Here is a 17,421-nt window from a genome sequence, read left to right as displayed (position 1 = left end):
CCACCCGGGTGTGTCCCCTCTTCCGGCCGGGTGTGTCCCCTCTTCCGGCAGGGTGTGTCCCCCGCTCCGGCCGGGTGTGTCCCACGTTCGCGCCGGGTGTGTCCCACAGTCACGCCCGGTGTGTCCCACGTTCGCATCGGGTGTGGCGCCACGCCTCGTCGGTCTTCCCGTGCTTTGCCGAGGACTTCGCGCGTTTGGACTTGGTGCCGACATCACGGGACAAGGCAGCGTCGCTGCCGTCGGTCACTTCGGCAATCGAGGCCGACCCGCCACTCGCGGCCTCCGTGCCGATCCCGATCCCGCCGCCGACTCCGCCGCCGAGCGCGATGGCCGCCGCGGCGGCGGCCGCGATGACCGCGGGCTTGCTCGCGCCTTTGTCGGAGCCGCCCCCGGCACCGCCGATCCTGCGCCCCATCGAGTTCCCCCCTCGATCTGCCAGGCCTGCGACCACCGTGGTGGAGCAGATCCCGCAGGCGCAATAGGCCGAGCGGGGGACACGCCCGACGCGAACGTGGGACACACCCCGCGCGACTGTGGGACACACCCGGTCGGAACGGGGGACACACCCCGCGCGACTGTGGGACACACCCGGTCGGAACGGGGGACACACCCCGCGCGACTGTGGGACACACCCGCACGGAACGGGGGACACGCCGGGCCGGAACGGGGGACACGCCGGGCGGGAACGGGGGACACGCCGGGAGGGGTCAGGTGTGTTCGCTTATCAGGACGGCGGAGGTGTTGGGGTCGAGGGCTTCGAAGACGTGGGGTTGGTCGCCGGGGTAGGCGATGTAGTCGCCCGGCGCCAGTTCCACCGGGTCATCGGTGAGGCCGACGCTGGCGCGCCCGGTGCTCAGCACGACGTGCTCGACCACGCCCGGCATGTGCGGGTCCGAGCAACGCCCGAGGCCGGGCTCGCCGTTGATCAGGTAGATGTCCCGGCGCGCGTTCGGTGGGCACGACGACAGCAGGGTCGCCACGTAGTTCGCGCGTTCGGAGAACACGGCGGGGCCTTCGCCCGCCCGGATCACCTGGACCGTCGGGCGCGGCGGCTCCACGAGGTGGCTGAACGGCACGTCGAGCGCGACTCCCAACGCCCACAACGTTTCCACGCTCGGATTGCCGGTGCCCGCCTCCAGTTGCGACAACGTCGACTTGGCGATGTTCGCGCGCTTGGCGACCTCGCTCAACGACAGCCCGGCCCGGTCGCGTGCCCGGCGCAACGCGTATGCGATCACGTCCAGCGGGGCACCCTTGGTGGTCATCGAACCCTCTCGTGACGTTCGGCAGAACGGCCGCACGTTCGACTTGACGAACGGCAGGCCTTGTGTTCAGTATAGAAGTCATGCGTTCGATGTGGCGAACACTGGACAAGGATCTGGTCCGCGGGGTCGGCGCCCTCGCCGCCGCCGTGGCCGTCAACGGGCTGTCCTTCGGCGCCATCTCGGTCGCGGCCGCACTGCCGCTCTGGGTGCCGGTGGCCATGTCGTTGCTGGTCTTCGCGGGCAGCTCGCAGTACCTGGTCGTCGGCGTGGTCGCCGCCGGGGGCAGCCCGGTCGCGGCGGTGCTCGGCGGGCTGGTGCTCAACTCGCGGCACTTACCTTTCGGGCTGGCGATCGGGCAGGTGGTCGGCGACCGCCTCGCCACCCGGCTGCTGGGCAGCCACCTGCTGGTCGACGAGTCGGTCGCGTTTGCCTTGTCGCAAAAGGACTCCAAGCAGGCTCGAAGCGCGTTCTGGCTGTGCGGCGGCGCCTTGTTCGTCAGCTGGAACGTGAGCGTCGTGATCGGCGCCCTCGCCGGCCAGCTGGTCAGCAACCCCAACGCGCTCGGCCTCGATGCCGTCTTCCCCGCCGCGATGCTCGCGCTGGTGCTGCCCGCGCTCAAGGACCGGACCACGCTCGGCGCGGCCCTCGCCGGAGCCGCCGTCGCGCTCGCGACCACGCCGTTCCTGCCGACCGGCCTCCCGGTCCTGCTGTCGCTCGCCGGGCTCTTGGTCACGTTGACGTCACCGTCCAAAAGGGACCGTGATGCGGCCCAGCCGGCTCGCACCGCGGCCGGCGGAGGGAAATCTGGGGAGGCTGACCAATCATGACGTTCGTGCCGATCTTGGTGCTTGCGCTGGGCACCTACGCGTTCCGCATCTCCGGCACCTTGCTGCGTGGCCGGATGGAGGTGCCTGAGCGCATCCGCGAGCTGCTGTCCATGGCCGCGATCGTCCTGCTGGTCGCGGTCGTCGCCACGTCGGCGTTGATGACCGGTCACCAGTTCGCCGGATTCGCCCTGCCTCTGGGGGTGGCCGTCGGGGGAGTGCTGGCCTGGCGCAAGGCGCCGTTCGTGGTGGTTGTCGTGGTCGCCGCCGCGACCACCGCGTTGCTGCGGCTCGCGGGCCTCAGCTGAGCACGTCCGCGGTCGGCACCAGCGTGCGCCGGCGGTGGTGCTCGAACACCAGGTTCGTGTGCAGCTGCGTGACCTCCTTGCGTGTCGTGTAGCGGTCGAGCAGCAGGCGTTGCAGGTGCGTCGCGTCGGCGACGGCCACGTGCACGATGAAGTCGTCCGGGCCGGCGACGTGGGTGGCCATGATCGTTTCCGGCTGGTCGAGCACGTACGCGAGGAACGCCTCCACCACGACGCGGGTGTGCGGCCGGACCTGCACCGCGATCATCGCCTGCAGCGGCCGGCCGAGCGCGCCCAGATCGACCTCCGCGCGGTAGCCGGTGATCACGCCACGTTCCCGCAGCGCGCGCTGGCGCACCAGGCACGTCGACGGCGCCACGTTCACGCGTGCGGCCAGGTCCTTGTTCGACAGCCGAGCATCGTTCTGCAGCTCTCGCACGATCGCGGCGTCGATCGCATCCAACACGGCGCAACCCTCCATTTGTCGAACAGGATTCGTGATTTCACCGCAGATCTCGCGCTCAGTGCAACATGAGGCGAACTGACCGAACAATCGGAGGTGCTGGATGGCTGGGTTGCGCACGCGTGCGGTGCACGGCGGTCGTGAGGACTTCGCGGCACTGGGTGTGCACGCCGCGCCGATCGACCTGTCCACCACCTACCCCGTGCCCGACCAGGGCGTCGGCGGCGCCGCGCTGCAGGACCTCGCCGAAGGGGCGGCCAGCGCCGCGTCGCCGGTGTACGCCCGGCTGCACAACCCGACGGTGGCCCGCTTCGAGCAGGCGCTCGCCGACCTGGAGGGCACCGAGACCGCCGTCGCGTTCGGCAGCGGCATGGCCGCGATTGCCGCCGTCATCCAGGCCGCGTGCACCATGATCGGCCTGAAGCACGTGGTCGCCGTGCGCCCGCTCTACGGCGGCACCGACCACCTGCTGACCACCGGCCTGCTGGGCACGTCGGTCACCTACGCCGCCGCCGACGAACTCGCCGCCGCCATCCGGCCGGACACCGGGCTCGTCGTCGTGGAAACCCCGGCCAACCCGAACCTCGACCTGATCGACATCGCCGCCGTGGTCACCGCGGCGGGCTCGGTGCCGGTCATGGTGGACAACACCTTCGCGACACCAGTCCTGCAGAACCCGGCCGCGTACGGCGTCGCCTACGTCGTGCACTCCGGCACGAAGTACCTCGGCGGTCACGGCGACGTGCTCGGCGGTGTCGTCGCGTGCTCGCAGACCCTCGCCGAGCGGCTGCGCCAGGTCCGCATCCTCACCGGCGCCGTGCTGCACCCACTCGGCGGTTACCTGCTGCACCGCGGCCTGGCCACGCTGCCGCTGCGCGTGCACGCCGCCCAGGCCACGGCGAGCGAACTGGCGACCCGGCTGGCCGAGCACCCCGGCGTGCTGTCCGTGCGGTACCCGGGGCTGCCCGGTTCGGACCCGCACGGCCTGCTCGGCACGCAGTTGCGCGGACCCGGCGGGATGCTCGCGTTCGAGACCGTCGGCGACCCGCACGCGGTCGTGCGCGCGCTCAAGCTCGTCACGCCCGCGGTCAGCCTGGGCTCGGTCGACACGCTGATCGAGCACCCCGCCGCGCTCACCCACCGCTTGGTCGACGACGACGACCTGGCCGCGTCCGGCGTGCCCGCGCACTTGCTGCGCCTGTCGGTCGGGCTCGAGGATGTCGCCGACCTCTGGGCCGACCTGGACGCCGCGCTGCTGTCGGTGCGCGACCGACACCTCGAACCCGCGGGATGACCGAAAGCGGAATTCCCGGTGCGACCATGTGACCACACACAGTCAGCACTGCGGGGAGAAGCTCGTGACGTCCACCAAGCCGCCGTTCCGTCGCCGCCGCCTCGGCCGGCGGTTGCGTGACCTGCGCGAGTCGGCCGGTATGACCTTGGACAAGGCCGCGCCGATGCTGGACCTCAGCCGCAGTGTCCTGCACCGCTTGGAGGCGGGCGAGACCCGTGCCGACGTGCACGTCGTGCGCTCGATGATGGACCTCTACGACCACTACGAGCCCGACCTGCTCGACGCCGTTCGCGAGGCCGCCAAACCGAGCTGGTTCACCAGCTACGGGGTGCAGGACATGGGTTACACGGACGCGGAGACCGAAGCCTGCCGCGTCCTCACTTATGCGGGCATGCAACTGCCCGGGTTGCTGCACACCGAGAACTACATCCGCGCCCAGTTCGACAGTGCGCAGCGCCGCCGGAGCGCCAAGGAGGTGGACAACGACCTCGCCGTGCGTCGCATCCGCCAGCAGCGGCTCACGAGCGAGGACAACCCGCTCGAATTGGTTGCGGTCATCGACGAGGCTGCGCTGTGGCGGGAGATCGGCGGCCCCGCCGTGCTGCGTGAACAGCTCGACCACTTGATCATGATGGCCGAGCTGCCGTCGGTGACCCTTCAGGTGTTGCCTCTGCGGACATGTCCGCCCAGTGGCCTCGGCGGGGGGTTCAACTTGCTGGGCTTCACAGGGCCCGGCGAGCCGGACTTGCTGTACCACGAGTACGTGACCGGGGCGCTGCATATTGAGGACCAGGAGGAGGTCCAGGCCGCTAAACTTGTGTTCGACTCGCTGCGCGGCGAGGCACTGAACCCGGCGGACTCGGTGGCGCTCATTGAGCAGCACGCCACCGAACTGCCCGCACCATGAAAGAGGCGAACACCGTGCTGGACCTCTCCGGCCTGAGCTGGCGCAAGAGCAGCCGCAGCACAGCCGACGGCTCGAATGGCGACTGTGTCGAGATCGCCTTCGCCGACCAGTTCGTCGCGGTGCGCGATTCCAAGAACCCCGACGCCGCCCACCTGGCTGTGCCGAACACGGCGTTCGCCGCGTTCGTCCGCGCCGAGTTCACGTCCACAGTGGACTAATCGCGGCGGCGTGCCAGGTAGGCGCGAAACTCAGCGGTGAGCCACTGCCGCTGCGCCACTACGCCTGTTCGTTCGGCAAGCACGGCCAGCAGCACGGCGTGCAGCGACTCGTCGTCGAGCACGACGTCGTCCAACCACTCCGGCTGGTGCTCGACCAGCAGCGGGTCGAACGACGTCACCAGTTCGCCGTCGATCGCCGCCAGGAGTTGGTGGTTGGCGTTGAGGTCCCAATGCACGCTCATGAAGTGACCGCCGCCCGCGGACGCCTGCTTCGCCACTGCCTCCCGGGTGCCGAACCACCCGTTGTTCTCCAGCACGATGACGGCACCGTCGTCCTCGTGCACCAACAGCCACGATGACCGGCCCAGCTCCTCGTGCGACACGACCGCCTCGCGAAACGCCATGGTCCGCGGTGGGTCGGTCGGGTCGCCGCCGTAGGCCCGTACCACCTCGTCGGCCGATCGCCCGCGGACGACCGCAACCGTCCATGCCAGATCGGGATCCTCGTCCGCCCAGGCGTAGCGACGTACGTCAGCCAGGCTCAACACGAGATAGCTCCCCACACGACGGTCGTATACACAGAGTGCCTAAACGGGCACTTTCTGTCGAGTTCCCTCCTGGGTGAACGCTGGGCGCCCAGGCGGGACCACGGACCTGCGTTACGAGCGAGGACGCCACCGCATAGGCTGGTCACCAGCAGGTTTGGCAGGAGGTGACCGGTGACCGCAGCTCGTCCGTTGATCGGCGTGCTCGCACTGCAAGGTGACGTACGGGAACACGTCGCCACCTTGCGGGCGTTGGACTGTGACGCGGTGCCGGTGCGACGGCCGGAGGAGCTGGCCGCACTGCACGGGATCGTGCTCCCGGGTGGCGAGTCCACCACCATGTCGCGGCTGCTGGCCACCTTCGAGTTGCTCGAGCCCCTGCGGGCGCGCCTGGCCGACGGGCTGCCCGCGTACGGGTCGTGCGCGGGGATGATCCTGCTGGCCGACAAGGTGCTCGACGGGCGGCCTGACCAGCACCAGCTGGGCGGCATCGACATGATCGTGCGGCGCAACGCCTTCGGGCGGCAGGTCGATTCCTTCGAGGAAGACCTCGCCTTCGCCGGGTTGGACGACGGCCCCGTGCACGCGGTTTTCATCCGCGCGCCGTGGGTCGAATCTGTCGGCCCGGACGTCGAGATCCTGGCCGCGGTGCCGGACTCGCCCGAGGCCGGGGCGGCCGCCGGTAGGATCGTCGCGGTTCGGCAGGGCGCCGCCATGGCCACCGCGTTCCACCCGGAGCTGACCGGTGACCGGCGCGTGCACCGCCTGTTCGTGGAAACAGTCCGCGGATTGTGACTGGCGCGCGGACGCGCGTGTATTCGAGGAGTTGATGGAGGACAGATGAGCGGCCACTCAAAGTGGGCGACCACAAAGCACAAGAAGGCCGCCATCGACGCCAAGCGTGGCAAGCTCTTCGCGAAGTTGATCAAGAACATCGAAGTGGCGGCCCGCACCGGCGGCGGTGACCCCGAGGGCAACCCGACCCTTTTCGACGCCATCCAGAAGGCGAAGAAGAACTCGGTGCCGCTGGACAACATCGAGCGGGCCCGCAAGCGCGGCGGTGGCGAGGAAGCCGGCGGCGCCGACTGGCAGACGATCATGTACGAGGGCTACGGCCCCAACGGCGTGGCCGTGCTGGTCGAATGCCTCACCGACAACCGCAACCGCGCGGCCGGTGCCGTGCGCACCGCGATGACCCGCAACGGCGGCACCATGGCCGACCCGGGTTCGGTGGCGTACATGTTCAACCGCAAGGGCGTCGTCATCCTGCCGTCCGAGGGCCTTTCCGAGGACGACGTGCTGATGGCCGTGCTCGACGCGGGCGCCGAGGAGGTCAACGACCTGGGCGAGAGCTTCGAGGTCGTGTCCGAGGCGACCGACCTGGTCGCCGTGCGCACGGCGCTGCAGGAGGCCGGCTACGACTACGAGTCGGCCGAGGCGAGCTTCCTGCCGTCGGTGTCGGTGCAGCTGGACGCCGACGCGGCGCGCAAGGTCTTCAAGCTGATCGACGCGCTGGAAGACCAGGACGACGTGCAGAACGTGTATGCCAACTTCGACGTCTCCGACGAGGTCATGGCCGAGGTCGACGCCTGATCGTTGGCGGCGCGGGCAGAACGTCTACGCACTGTGCCGGATTCCACGTCTCCGACGAGGTCATGGCCGAAGTCGACGCCTGATCGTCAGCTTTCCGCTGGGCCCTGACGCCACATGGCGTTGGGGCCCAGTTCCGTTCGCGGCCGCACCGGTCGGATGTCGCTGTCCGCCGCCCGCATCGGCGGGATCTCCGGGTGCACGGGGCGCGGTCCGAGGTCGATGCGCTGCCGCACCGGAGGCAGGTCGGTGCGTGATTGCGTGGACGGGAGTTCGTGCCGCGGCTGCCGCACCGGCGGCAGGTCGGTGCGTGATTGCGTGGACGGGAGTTCGTGCCGCGGCTGCCGCACCGGCGGCAGGTCGGTGCGTGACAGCGTGGACGGGAGTTCGTGCCGCGGCTGGTAGGGCGGCAGATCGGTGCGTGAGACCGGCGGCAGGTCGGTGCGCGACTGCTCCGCTTCCGCGCGGTAGCGCATCGGCCGGACCTCGCCCAGGGTGCGCCCGTGCTGCCCGCGCCCGGGGTACAACGCCAGGTTGACCCAGTCGTGCGCGGCCGCGACGAGGATCTGCTTCACCCGCTGCTTGAACTCGGTGCGGGCGAGGTCGACGAAGCACTGGCACCGGTCGAGGTCCTGCCCGTCGGCCAGGCACAGCAGGATGCCGGTGACCTGCAGCCCCCGGCCGACCGCGGTGGCCCGTGCGGCGGCCGGCAGCTTGATCCGCTTCGCGAGCTGGCGGGCGAAGCGCTGGTCTGTCCGGCCCATGCCCGCCGCGACCCGCATCCGCCGGAAGAGCGGCCCTCGGGGCGACTTGCCCGCGATGAGCACGTCCGCGGCCGTGTTGGCCAGGGCCAGGCAGCGATCCGAGCGTCCCGAGGTCAGCAGCGAGGTCCACGTCTTGTCCGGCACGCGTGTGATCACCATGCCCGCGACGGCGTCGCGCCACTGCTCGCTGGTCACCAGCCGTGCGCAGTGGTCGAGCGCGCTGACCACGCGGTCGGGTACCAGGACTTCCGCGCGCGTCCGCGACTGGACCACCAGTTCGGACGCGAGCCGGTGGCGCGCGTCTTCCGGGGTCTCGTGGCGGTAGCAACGCTCACCATCGCGCGCGACCAGAAGTCCGCACGGACTGCCATCTCTCATCAGTGCGCCGCACTGAGCCATGTCGTCTGCTGCCTGAGGGTGTCGACGTGTCGGGCCGCTGTCCTGTCGAGCATGCATCGCTTGGGACGCCGTGGTTACCGCCGTCTGTGCGGCATTGCCGAGCCCGGTTGTCGCCCACATGGAGCGCGGCCATCACACAGCGGGATGGGGTTGCGGCAAACGGACCATTCGTTACGCAAAGTGTTCGGCCGTTACCGTGAAGCTTGCTTGGCCGGCTGCCTGCGACGGCTGGGGTGGAGGTGTCCGCCGGGTGCTCGGCAGCGCAGACAGGCGTGCGGGTTGAAGGTGCCGTTGACGGGCGACCAAGCGGTGCGTGAGGGAGGCGCGTTCCCCGGGATCGGGCTCAGGGTTGCCGGCCCCATCGTCGCCACCATCTTCTGGCTGCGAAGAATTGCAAGGAGCCCGTCAGGCAGCAGGGCGCATCCACGATGGTTTGGTGATGACCGGCATTCCGTCGTCCATTTCGACCTGCCACCCGGCGTGGTGAATCAACCGGTGGTGGTAATGACACACCAATACCATGTTCGCCAGCGTTGTCGGACCGCCGTCGGCCCAATGGTGGACATGATGGGCGTGGCATTGTTGTGGCGTCCGACCGCAACCCGGGACCGCGCATCCGCGATCCCGGATCGCGAGTGCTCGTCGCAATCGTTTGTCGGCGAGGCGCTTGGTTTCCCCGATGTCGATCGGCTGCGATTTGCTGCCGAGGACGACGCGGGTGATGCCTGCATCGCAGGCCAGCCGCCGCGCTTGCGCCGCCGTCAACCCGTGGCCATCGTCCAAGACGGCGCGGCCGAGGCCGGTCTGCAACGCCTCCAGCGACACGGTCACCGCCACGTGCGGACGTTCCCCGCCTTCGATCGGCGCGGTGCCGGCGTCGGCAGCGAGGCGGATCACCTCCGCCAACGCGTCGCCCTGCCGTTCAGGCTGGCTGCGGTGATCGCCAGGTTGCGGCTTGGTCAGCGGGGAGAGCAGCGGCAACAGGGTCGCGGCGGCTTCCGCGCCCAGCACGAACCGGCCGGACACGGATCCGTCACCGCGGCGGTTGAGGTCCAGGCGGTTCTCGGGCGCGGCCGCATCGGGCGGCGGGGAACCGTCGGGGTTCACTGCCTCGACGATCCGGCGTCCGAGTCGCTTGAGCTCCGGCGGCGCGAACTCCCGCGCCAGCTCCGTCAGGTCCGCCTCGACTCGGTCGGCGTGATCGGCCGGGACCTCCTTCAGCGCCGCGTCGATGATGACGACGTGGTCGACGGAGATCGCCCCCTCGGCCATCGCCGCCCGCACGACCGGCAGGTTCTCCGGGATCGGCTGCCCGGTGATCGCCGTCTGCGGGCAGAGCAGATCGATGTGGTTCTCCAGCCGTTTCGCCTCGGCGGCGGTGAGCCGGAACGTGTCTTTGAGAAAGTGCCACAACCGCCGGTAGCCGGAATCGCTCCAGTCCAGCCGGGAAACGCTGTCCTGGATCGCCAAATCCAGCCGTCTGCGCGCGGCGAAAAGTTCGTGAAGATCCCCCAGATCCATGACTGAATTCTACCACGAGTCGAACAACTGTGCGAATGTGAAAACGAATCAAATCGCTCGGTGGCCAGATCGCCGGCCCGGGTCAAGGCTGCCGGACCGGGCCCGGCGCACCGGGTCGCGCAGAGGCGGGCCCGCCGATCGACGGCGGCTGCTGGTTCGGTTTCGTTACCCGGAACGGAGTAGCCGTGACGCACCGCGTTCGGCATACGGTGAGGCCGTGACGACCGACCAGCTCACCCAGCAGGAAAAGCACTTGCGGCAGCGGCTGCTCGACGAGGCCGAGCAGCGGGGCAACGCGGTGGTCGAGGTCGCCGGCGACGGGCAAGGCGCGGGGTACGTCTTCTCCGTCGGCGCCTGGCGGCGCTTCGGCGTGCCCGAGGCCGTGGTGGTCGGGTTGCCCGACGGCATGGGCAGAGTGCTGGTCGACGCCTACGTGCAACGCGCTGCCGCCGGGGAGCGATTCCTGCCAGGCGAGCTGTACGACGAGTTCTTCGAAGGCATCCCGATCACCGTCGAGCGGGTCGCGAAGGGGCACTACCCGGAGTTCCTCGGCAGCGCGTTCCTGCTCTACCGCACCGGCGACTTCCCCGCCATCCAGCTCATCGTGCCGACGCCGGAGGGGAAGTGGCCGTGGGACGCCGACGGGCCCGAGGGCTTCGCCGAGTGGCAGATCGTGTTGACCGAGTCCGGCGTGCCGGAGAGCTGGACCCCGGGAGTCGACGGCCCCTGATCGCTAAGGTGGCGCGGTGACCCAGCCACGTCCGCGCCCGACCGCGCTCACCGAGGACGAACTGGGTTTCCAGCCCCAGAAAGCGGTCCGCTGGCTCTCACCCGCCGTGCTGATCGGCACCGGCATCAAGTCGCTGGTCGCGGAGATCTTCGGCTCGTACGCGGACAAGCGCGAACTGCAGGCCAGCCTGCCCCAGAAGATCCTGCACCACCAGGACGGCGACGACCTGTGGTTCGACTTCGTGGCCGACCTCGGCGACGGCTTCGACGCCACCATGTCGGTCGCGAGCCTGCTCGCCGCCGAGCAGCTGACCATGCCCGACGGCACCGAGCTGCCGCGCGGCCGGTTGCTGGTCATGGGCGGCGACGAGGTCTACCCGGTCGCCTCCACGCGCAACTACGAAGACCGCAGCAAGGGTGTCTACCGCGCCGCCCTGCCCCAGGCCGAGGGCGTGCCGCCGGTGCTGTTCGCGGTGCCCGGCAACCACGACTGGTACGACGGGCTCACCGCGTTCCTGCGCGTGTTCGCCCAGCGCCGGCCCTTCGGCGGCTGGGCGACCCAGCAGACCCGCAGCTACTTCGCCGTCCAGCTCCCGCACAGGTGGTGGCTGCTGGCCATCGACACCCAGTTCGACGACTACGTGGACGCGCCGCAGCTGGACTACTTCCGTGAGGTCGCCGAGCACATCGACCGCGGCGACTCCGTGATCCTCTGCACCGCCACGCCCGCGTGGGTGCCCGCCGGGTCCGGCGGCGAGACCAAGGGCTACGACACCATCGAGTTCTTCCTGCGCGAGATCGTCCGCCCGCGCGGCGCCCAGGTCCGGCTGATGCTCTCGGGCGACACCCACCACTACGCCCGCTACGCCGAACACGGCGGCAGCGCCCAGCGGGTCACCTGCGGCATCGGGGGCGCCTACCTCGCGGCCACCCACCGGCTGCCGGAGAAGCTGTCGCTGCCGCCGCGCCTGTCCCGCGTGCGCCAGCCCAGCGACCAGACCGAGTTCGACCTCGTGCACCGCTACCCGGACGAGGGCACGTCGCGGAAGTTGTCCTGGGGGATCGCGACGCTGCCGTGGCGCAACCCCAAGTTCTGGTTGCTCACCGGTGGTTTCCAGCTGGTGCTGACGCTGGCCCTGTTGCTCGGCCTCGTGCACGACGGCACGAGCGCCTTCGACCTGCTGCAGGCGTGGTCGCCCGCCGCCATCGTCGCGTTTGGACTGCTCGTGGCCGGGGTCGCGTTCGCGCGCCTGGGCACGGCGCGCGGCCGACCGCTCGCGTACTGGACCGCGGGCGTGCTGCACGCGGTGGCGCACATGGCTTTCAGCGTCGGCTGGGCGGTGCTCGCGCTGTGGTTGTTCCACCAGGTGCTGCCCACGGGCAACGCGGGGGACTGGCTGTTCGCGGCGATGGTGCTGCTCGGCACACCCACCGTGATCGGCTTCCTGGACGCCGAGATCGTCGCGGTGTACCTGCTGATCGCCAGCCTGCGCGGCATCAACCTCAACGAGGTGTTCGCCGGTCAGTCCATTGAGGACTACAAGGGGTTCCTGCGGATCCACCTGACCGCCGAAGGCCTGACGGTCCACCCGATCAAGGTCGACCGGGTGTGCCGCGACTGGGTGCCCGACCCGAACGGCTCGGTCACCGATCCTTGGCTCAAACCGGACTGCCCGTTGAAGGTCGAGCCGATCGAGCCCGCGTTCCTCGTCACGCCGAGTCCGCTTTCCGGCACCCCAGACGTTTCCTGACGGCGTGTCCCGGGGTTGAAGGCAGGCGGAAACCAATACAGTTCGTCGAACGGGTGTTCGCGGAAAGGGCTGTGGAGTGCGTGTGCTGGGAGTCGACCCAGGGCTGACCCGCTGCGGGATCGCGGTGGTCGACGGCGGCCGGGGGCGCCAGGTCACCGCCGTCGCGGTCGACGTCATCAGGACCCCGGTCGAGGCCGACCTGGCCACGCGGTTGCTGCTCGTCAGCGACGGCGTCGAACGCTGGCTCGACCACTACAAGCCCGACGCCGTCGCCGTGGAGCGGGTGTTCAGCCAGTACAACGTGCGCACGGCGATGGGCACCGCGCAGGCCGGCGGCGTCGTCGCGCTGGCCGCCGCCCGGCGTGGCCTGCCGGTCGAGTTCCACACGCCCAGTGAGGTCAAGGCCGCGGTCACCGGGTCCGGTCGCGCCGACAAGAAACAGGTCGCGACGATGGTCACCCGGCTGCTCAAGCTCGAGGTCGCGCCCAAGCCCGCCGACGCGGCCGACGCCATCGCCATCGCCATCTGCCACCTCTGGCGCGGCCCGATGAAGGCGCGGCTCGCCGAGGCGGAGGCCAAGGCCGCCGAACTCGCCCGCACGCACAAGGCCCGGCTCGCCGCGGCCGCGAAGGAGGCCCGGTGATCTCCTCACTTCGGGGCACGGTGCTGGCCATCGGGCTCGACCACGCGGTCGTCGAGGTCGGCGGCGTCGGCTTCGCCGTGCAAGCCACCCCGGCCACGCTCGCGACCCTGCGCCGCGGCGAAGAGGCCACGCTGGCGACCACGCTCGTGGTCCGCGAGGACTCCCTGACCCTCTTCGGCTTCGCCGACCCCGACGCCCGCGAGCTGTTCGGCCTGCTGCAGACCGTGTCCGGCGTCGGGCCGCGCCTGGCCATGGCCACGCTCGCGGTGCTCGAACCCGACCGGCTGCGGGCCGCGCTCGCCGACGGCAACCTCGCGGTGCTCACCCAGGTCCCCGGCGTCGGCCGCAAATCGGCCGAACGCCTGGTCGTGGAGCTGCGCGACAAGGTCGGCAAGCTGCCGGTCGCGGGCGACGGCGCCGCCGCGGCGAGCAGCCAGGCCGGCGTCCGCGAGTCCGTCGTCGAGGCGCTCATCGGCCTCGGTTTCGCGAGCAGGCAAGCCGAGCAGGCCGTCGACGCGGTGCTCGCCGACAACGGCACGGGTGACACGTCGGTGGTCCTGCGCAAGGCGCTCACCACCCTGGGCCGTAAGAAGTAACCATGCACGACGACATCGACGCCGAGTTCGAGGACCTCACGTCCGCGCCGGAGTTGTCGCCGGCCATCGCGGCGGGGGAGCGTGAGGACGAAACCACGCTCCGGCCCCGGAACCTCACCGAGTTCGTCGGCCAGGGCCGGGTCCGTGAGCAGCTGGAGCTGGTGCTCCAGGCCGCGACCCACCGCGGCGCGCCTCCGGACCACGTCCTGCTCTCCGGGCCGCCCGGCCTGGGCAAGACCAGCCTCGCCATGATCATCGCCACCGAGCTCGGCCGGTCCCTGCGCATCACGTCCGGGCCCGCCCTGGAACGCGCGGGCGACCTCGCCGCCATGCTCTCCAACCTCGTCGAGGGCGACGTCCTGTTCATCGACGAGATCCACCGGATGGCCCGCCCCGCCGAGGAGATGCTCTACCTGGCGATGGAGGACTTCCGGGTCGACGTCGTGGTCGGCAAGGGCCCCGGCGCCACCAGCATCCCGCTGGAGATCGCGCCGTTCACCCTGGTCGGCGCCACCACCAGGTCGGGCGCGCTGACCGGGCCGCTGCGCGACCGGTTCGGCTTCACCGCGCACATGGAGTTCTACGAGCCCGCGGACCTCGAGCAGATCCTGCGCCGCTCGTCGAGCATCCTCGGCGTCGACCTGCACCCGGATGGGGCAGCGGAGATCGCAGGCCGTTCCCGCGGCACCCCGCGCATCGCCAACCGGCTGCTGCGCCGCGTCCGCGACTACGCCGATGTGCGCGCCGACGGCGCCGTGACCAGGGACATCGCCCGGGCGGCGCTGGAAATCTACGACGTCGACGCGCTCGGGCTCGACCGGCTGGACCGCGCCGTGCTGACCGCGCTGGTCCGCTCGTTCGGCGGCGGACCGGTCGGCGTGGCAACTCTGGCCGTGGCTGTCGGCGAAGAAGCAGCTACGGTGGAAGAGGTGTGCGAGCCGTACCTGGTTCGCGCCGGGATGCTGGCCAGGACGCCGCGCGGCCGGGTGGCCACCGCGGCGGCGTGGTCGCACCTCGGTCTCACGCCCCCGCCCGAGGTGGCGGGCGCGAGCGCACCTACCCTGTTCGACGAGTGAGAGCGGTCCAGGCGAGGCTGCGGGACACGATCATTGTGGTCCCTGGCACACTCGTAAGAACCGACATCGAACAAATCGGACGTCTCGCCTCGCACGGCGTCCGCTGAAACGGAGAACGATGAGCGCGCTGCCAATGATCATCATGATCGCCGCTGTGGTGGTCCTGATGACCTTCATGAGCCGCAAGCAGAAGCGCACCATGCAGGCGCAGCAGGACCTGCAGAGCTCGCTGACCATCGGCGACCGCGTGATGACCACCTCCGGTCTGTACGGCACCGTGGTGAACACCGACGACGACTCGACGATCGACATCGAGATCGCGCCCGGCATGACCACCACGTGGCTGCGTGCGGCGGTCCGCGAGAAGGTCGACCCGACCCTGGACGAGGGTCCCGAGGTCGAGCAGATCGACGACGAGCTCGAGGACGAGGTCGTCGACTCGGACGCCGTCGACACCGAGACCGCCGACGCCGACGACGAGACCGCGCCGAGCAAGAAGGGTCGCTGACCGCGACCACCTGAACCCGTCTGGGTGACCCACGTGACAAGGGGCTCACCTGGCGGGAGGTAGGCTGCGCCCTCACCCACCTGTGCACGCGGGTGTGGGCGCAGCGCCATGACCTGCCCGAGGGCATCTCCGGCGCTCGCACCACCTCCGCGAGGCGCTTCCCGATGCTGTAGTTGAGGAGACGGACCGACCGTGGCACCACCGGTTGGGCAGATCCGCCCATTGCGCTACCTGGCGTTCTTCGCCTTCCTGCTCATCCTGGTCTACGGCCTCGTGCTGATCCCCGCGTTCGTGGGTCACGACAAGGCGAGTCCGAAGCTCGGCATCGACCTGCAAGGTGGCACGCGCGTCACGCTGACCGCGCGCACCACCACGGGCGAGGCGCCGTCGCGGGACTCGTTGAACCAGGCACGCCAGATCATCGAGAAGCGCGTCAACGGCATCGGTGTCGGCGGCACCGAAGTGCTGCTCGACGGCAACAACATCGTGATCACGGTGCCGGGCGACCAGGGCGACCAGGCCAAGAACCTGGGCAAGACGGCGAAGCTCGCGTTCCGCAAGGTCATCCCGATCGACCAGACCGCGAACCAGCTCGTGCAGCAGCAGCTCGCCGCCAAGCAGGCGCAGCAGCCCAACCCCAGCCAGCCGGGCACGTCCACCAAGCCGGGCACGCCGACCTCGACCAGCAAGAAGCCGACGGCGGGCAGCGGCACGCCGACGTCCGGCGCGCCGCAGGGCCGGGTCGCCCCGCACCTGGAAGGCGCGGCCGCGCCGACCACGACGACCAAGCCGCCGGCGACCTCCACGTCCAAGGCTCCGCCGACGTCGAGCGCGCCCACGGCGCCCCCGCCGTCCAACGGCAGTGTGACCTCGGACGAGGCCAAGATCATCAAGGCGGCCCAGGACATCCTGCAGGCCCCCAACGTCGACACCGACCCCCAGGCGCAGGCCCAGGCGCTGCTGACGCTTTCCTGCGTCTCGGGACCCGGCAAGCCGGGTGACCCGCGTGCCGACGAGGAACTGGTCGGCAACGACCTGCCCGACAAGCCGCTGGTCACCTGCGGCAAGGACGGCCGGCCCTACGTGCTGGGCCCGGTGTTCCTCCCGGGCACCGACATCACCGACGCCTCCTTCCAGGTCGACTCCACCAGCGTCGGCCACTGGGAGGTCGACCTGAGCTTCAACAGCCAGGGCAGCAACATCTGGGCGGACTTCACCAGCAAGAACATCGGTCAGCAGGCCGCGTTCGTGCTCGACACCCAGGTGCAGTCGGCGCCGAACATCGAGACCGCGATCGCCGGCGGCAACACCCGCATCACCGGTGACTTCACCCAGACCGAGGCGCAGGACCTGGCCAACGTCCTCAAGTACGGCTCGCTGCCGCTGTCGTTCGAGTCCTCCGACGCGGAGACCGTCTCGGCGACCCTGGGCCTCGCGTCGCTGGAGGCCGGCCTGATCGCCGGTGCCATCGGCCTCGCCCTGGTGTTCATCTACTGCCTGATCTACTACCGGCTGCTCGGCATCCTGACGATGTTGTCGCTGGCCTTCTCGGCCGCGATCGTCTACGGCGTGCTGGTGCTGCTCGGCCGCTGGATCGGGTTCACCCTCGACCTACCCGGTGTCGCCGGCTTCATCATCGCGATCGGTATCACCGCCGACTCGTTCGTGATCTTCTTCGAACGCCTCAAGGACGAGATACGCGAGGGCCGGACGTTCCGCTCGGCCGTGCCGCGCGGGTGGATCCGGGCCCGGCGCACGATCCTGACCGCCGACGCGGTCATGTTCCTGGCCGCCGCGACGCTGTACGTCCTCGCGGTCGGCACGGTGCAGGGCTTCGCCTTCACCCTGGGCTTGTCGACGGTGCTCGACCTGCTCGTGGTGTTCTTCGTGACCCACCCGCTGGTCGCGATCGCCGCGAAGTCCAAGACGCTCTCCAGCCCGAAGTTCTCCGGCCTCGGCCGCATCCACCGGCACCCCGCCGGGCGTGGTGTGCCGGCCAAGACCGCCGCGAAGGAGGCCTGAG

20 protein-coding genes are annotated in these 17,421 nt (G+C 70.1%); 14 read left to right on the top strand and 6 right to left on the bottom strand.

The genetic code is table 11. The features are described 5' to 3' along the window. Positions 1–109: 109 nt before the first annotated feature. Both EV186_RS15555 and EV186_RS15550 read right to left on the bottom strand, forming a co-directional pair. Entirely contained in the window at positions 110–415 is a 306-nt protein-coding gene (locus EV186_RS15555) for a hypothetical protein (protein WP_133849923.1), read from the bottom strand. Positions 416–707: 292 nt separating this feature from the next. Beyond that, positions 708–1,265: a helix-turn-helix domain-containing protein gene (locus EV186_RS15550; protein WP_133849922.1), complete on the bottom strand. Its 558-nt coding sequence runs from the start codon at positions 1,263–1,265 to the stop codon at positions 708–710. Positions 1,266–1,345: 80 nt separating this feature from the next. Between EV186_RS15550 and EV186_RS15545 the strand changes: the two genes are divergently transcribed. Further along, complete coding sequence (locus EV186_RS15545) at positions 1,346–2,092, top strand: AzlC family ABC transporter permease (protein WP_133849921.1); 747 nt, start codon at positions 1,346–1,348, stop codon at positions 2,090–2,092. Then, positions 2,089–2,397 (top strand): AzlD domain-containing protein, encoded by a 309-nt coding sequence (locus tag EV186_RS15540; protein WP_208115607.1) that lies wholly within the window; start codon positions 2,089–2,091, stop codon positions 2,395–2,397. Before EV186_RS15545 ends, EV186_RS15540 begins: the two co-directional genes overlap by 4 nt. On the opposite strand, the gene EV186_RS15535 is transcribed toward EV186_RS15540, so the two are convergent. Beyond that, positions 2,390–2,875, bottom strand: coding sequence for an Lrp/AsnC family transcriptional regulator (locus EV186_RS15535; RefSeq protein ID WP_133849919.1), 486 nt, complete (start codon positions 2,873–2,875; stop codon positions 2,390–2,392). The genes EV186_RS15540 and EV186_RS15535 overlap by 8 nt on opposite strands. Before the next feature lie 85 nt (positions 2,876–2,960). Here EV186_RS15535 and EV186_RS15530 point away from each other — a divergent pair, with 85 nt between their 5' ends. From EV186_RS15530 to EV186_RS15520, 3 genes are all read left to right on the top strand, one after another. Further along, complete coding sequence (locus tag EV186_RS15530) at positions 2,961–4,151, top strand: trans-sulfuration enzyme family protein (protein ID WP_133849918.1); 1,191 nt, start codon at positions 2,961–2,963, stop codon at positions 4,149–4,151. Between the two features lie 64 nt (positions 4,152–4,215). Then, on the top strand, positions 4,216–5,058 hold the full coding sequence (locus EV186_RS15525; protein WP_243754051.1) for a helix-turn-helix domain-containing protein: 843 nt from the start codon (positions 4,216–4,218) through the stop codon (positions 5,056–5,058). Beyond that, positions 5,055–5,276 (top strand): DUF397 domain-containing protein, encoded by a 222-nt coding sequence (locus EV186_RS15520; RefSeq protein WP_133849916.1) that lies wholly within the window; start codon positions 5,055–5,057, stop codon positions 5,274–5,276. The genes EV186_RS15525 and EV186_RS15520 overlap by 4 nt, the downstream gene beginning before the upstream one ends. Here the strand turns inward: EV186_RS15520 and EV186_RS15515 are convergent. Further along, positions 5,273–5,824, bottom strand: a complete 552-nt coding sequence (locus tag EV186_RS15515; protein WP_133849915.1) for a DUF6461 domain-containing protein — start codon at positions 5,822–5,824, stop codon at positions 5,273–5,275. The genes EV186_RS15520 and EV186_RS15515 overlap by 4 nt on opposite strands. Before the next feature lie 171 nt (positions 5,825–5,995). Between EV186_RS15515 and pdxT the strand changes: the two genes are divergently transcribed. Further along, positions 5,996–6,616, top strand: coding sequence for a pyridoxal 5'-phosphate synthase glutaminase subunit PdxT (pdxT, locus tag EV186_RS15510; RefSeq protein ID WP_133849914.1), 621 nt, complete (start codon positions 5,996–5,998; stop codon positions 6,614–6,616). A 45-nt stretch (positions 6,617–6,661) separates the two neighbouring features. After that, positions 6,662–7,414 carry a YebC/PmpR family DNA-binding transcriptional regulator gene (locus EV186_RS15505; RefSeq protein WP_133849913.1) on the top strand — a complete coding sequence of 251 codons (753 nt, stop codon included), beginning with the start codon at positions 6,662–6,664 and terminating at the stop codon, positions 7,412–7,414. A gap of 86 nt (positions 7,415–7,500) precedes the next feature. On the opposite strand, the gene EV186_RS15500 is transcribed toward EV186_RS15505, so the two are convergent. Both EV186_RS15500 and EV186_RS15495 read right to left on the bottom strand, forming a co-directional pair. Next, positions 7,501–8,553: a hypothetical protein gene (locus tag EV186_RS15500; protein WP_133849912.1), complete on the bottom strand. Its 1,053-nt coding sequence runs from the start codon at positions 8,551–8,553 to the stop codon at positions 7,501–7,503. A 426-nt stretch (positions 8,554–8,979) separates the two neighbouring features. After that, positions 8,980–10,095, bottom strand: a complete 1,116-nt coding sequence (locus EV186_RS15495; RefSeq protein WP_133849911.1) for an HNH endonuclease signature motif containing protein — start codon at positions 10,093–10,095, stop codon at positions 8,980–8,982. A gap of 217 nt (positions 10,096–10,312) precedes the next feature. On the opposite strand from EV186_RS15495, the gene EV186_RS15490 reads away from it, so the two are divergent. From EV186_RS15490 to secD, 7 genes are all read left to right on the top strand, one after another. Next, positions 10,313–10,825 (top strand): DUF4262 domain-containing protein, encoded by a 513-nt coding sequence (locus tag EV186_RS15490; protein WP_243754050.1) that lies wholly within the window; start codon positions 10,313–10,315, stop codon positions 10,823–10,825. 16 nt (positions 10,826–10,841) lie between these two features. Beyond that, entirely contained in the window at positions 10,842–12,575 is a 1,734-nt protein-coding gene (locus EV186_RS15485; protein ID WP_133849909.1) for a metallophosphoesterase family protein, read from the top strand. Between the two features lie 76 nt (positions 12,576–12,651). Further along, positions 12,652–13,218: a crossover junction endodeoxyribonuclease RuvC gene (gene ruvC, locus EV186_RS15480; RefSeq protein ID WP_133849908.1), complete on the top strand. Its 567-nt coding sequence runs from the start codon at positions 12,652–12,654 to the stop codon at positions 13,216–13,218. Next, positions 13,215–13,814, top strand: coding sequence for a Holliday junction branch migration protein RuvA (ruvA, locus tag EV186_RS15475; protein WP_133849907.1), 600 nt, complete (start codon positions 13,215–13,217; stop codon positions 13,812–13,814). The genes ruvC and ruvA overlap by 4 nt, the downstream gene beginning before the upstream one ends. 2 nt (positions 13,815–13,816) lie before the next feature. Then, positions 13,817–14,890, top strand: a complete 1,074-nt coding sequence (gene ruvB, locus EV186_RS15470) for a Holliday junction branch migration DNA helicase RuvB (protein WP_133849906.1) — start codon at positions 13,817–13,819, stop codon at positions 14,888–14,890. Between the two features lie 118 nt (positions 14,891–15,008). After that, positions 15,009–15,398, top strand: a complete 390-nt coding sequence (gene yajC / locus EV186_RS15465) for a preprotein translocase subunit YajC (protein WP_133849905.1) — start codon at positions 15,009–15,011, stop codon at positions 15,396–15,398. A 192-nt stretch (positions 15,399–15,590) separates the two neighbouring features. After that, on the top strand, positions 15,591–17,420 hold the full coding sequence (secD, locus tag EV186_RS15460) for a protein translocase subunit SecD (RefSeq protein WP_133849904.1): 1,830 nt from the start codon (positions 15,591–15,593) through the stop codon (positions 17,418–17,420). Position 17,421 lies beyond the last annotated feature (1 nt).

It is taken from the genome of Labedaea rhizosphaerae (assembly GCF_004362825.1).
In the GTDB taxonomy this organism is placed as follows: domain Bacteria; phylum Actinomycetota; class Actinomycetes; order Mycobacteriales; family Pseudonocardiaceae; genus Labedaea; species Labedaea rhizosphaerae.
Note: the sequence above shows the minus strand (reverse complement) of the source record. Positions and strands in the feature narration are given on the sequence as shown.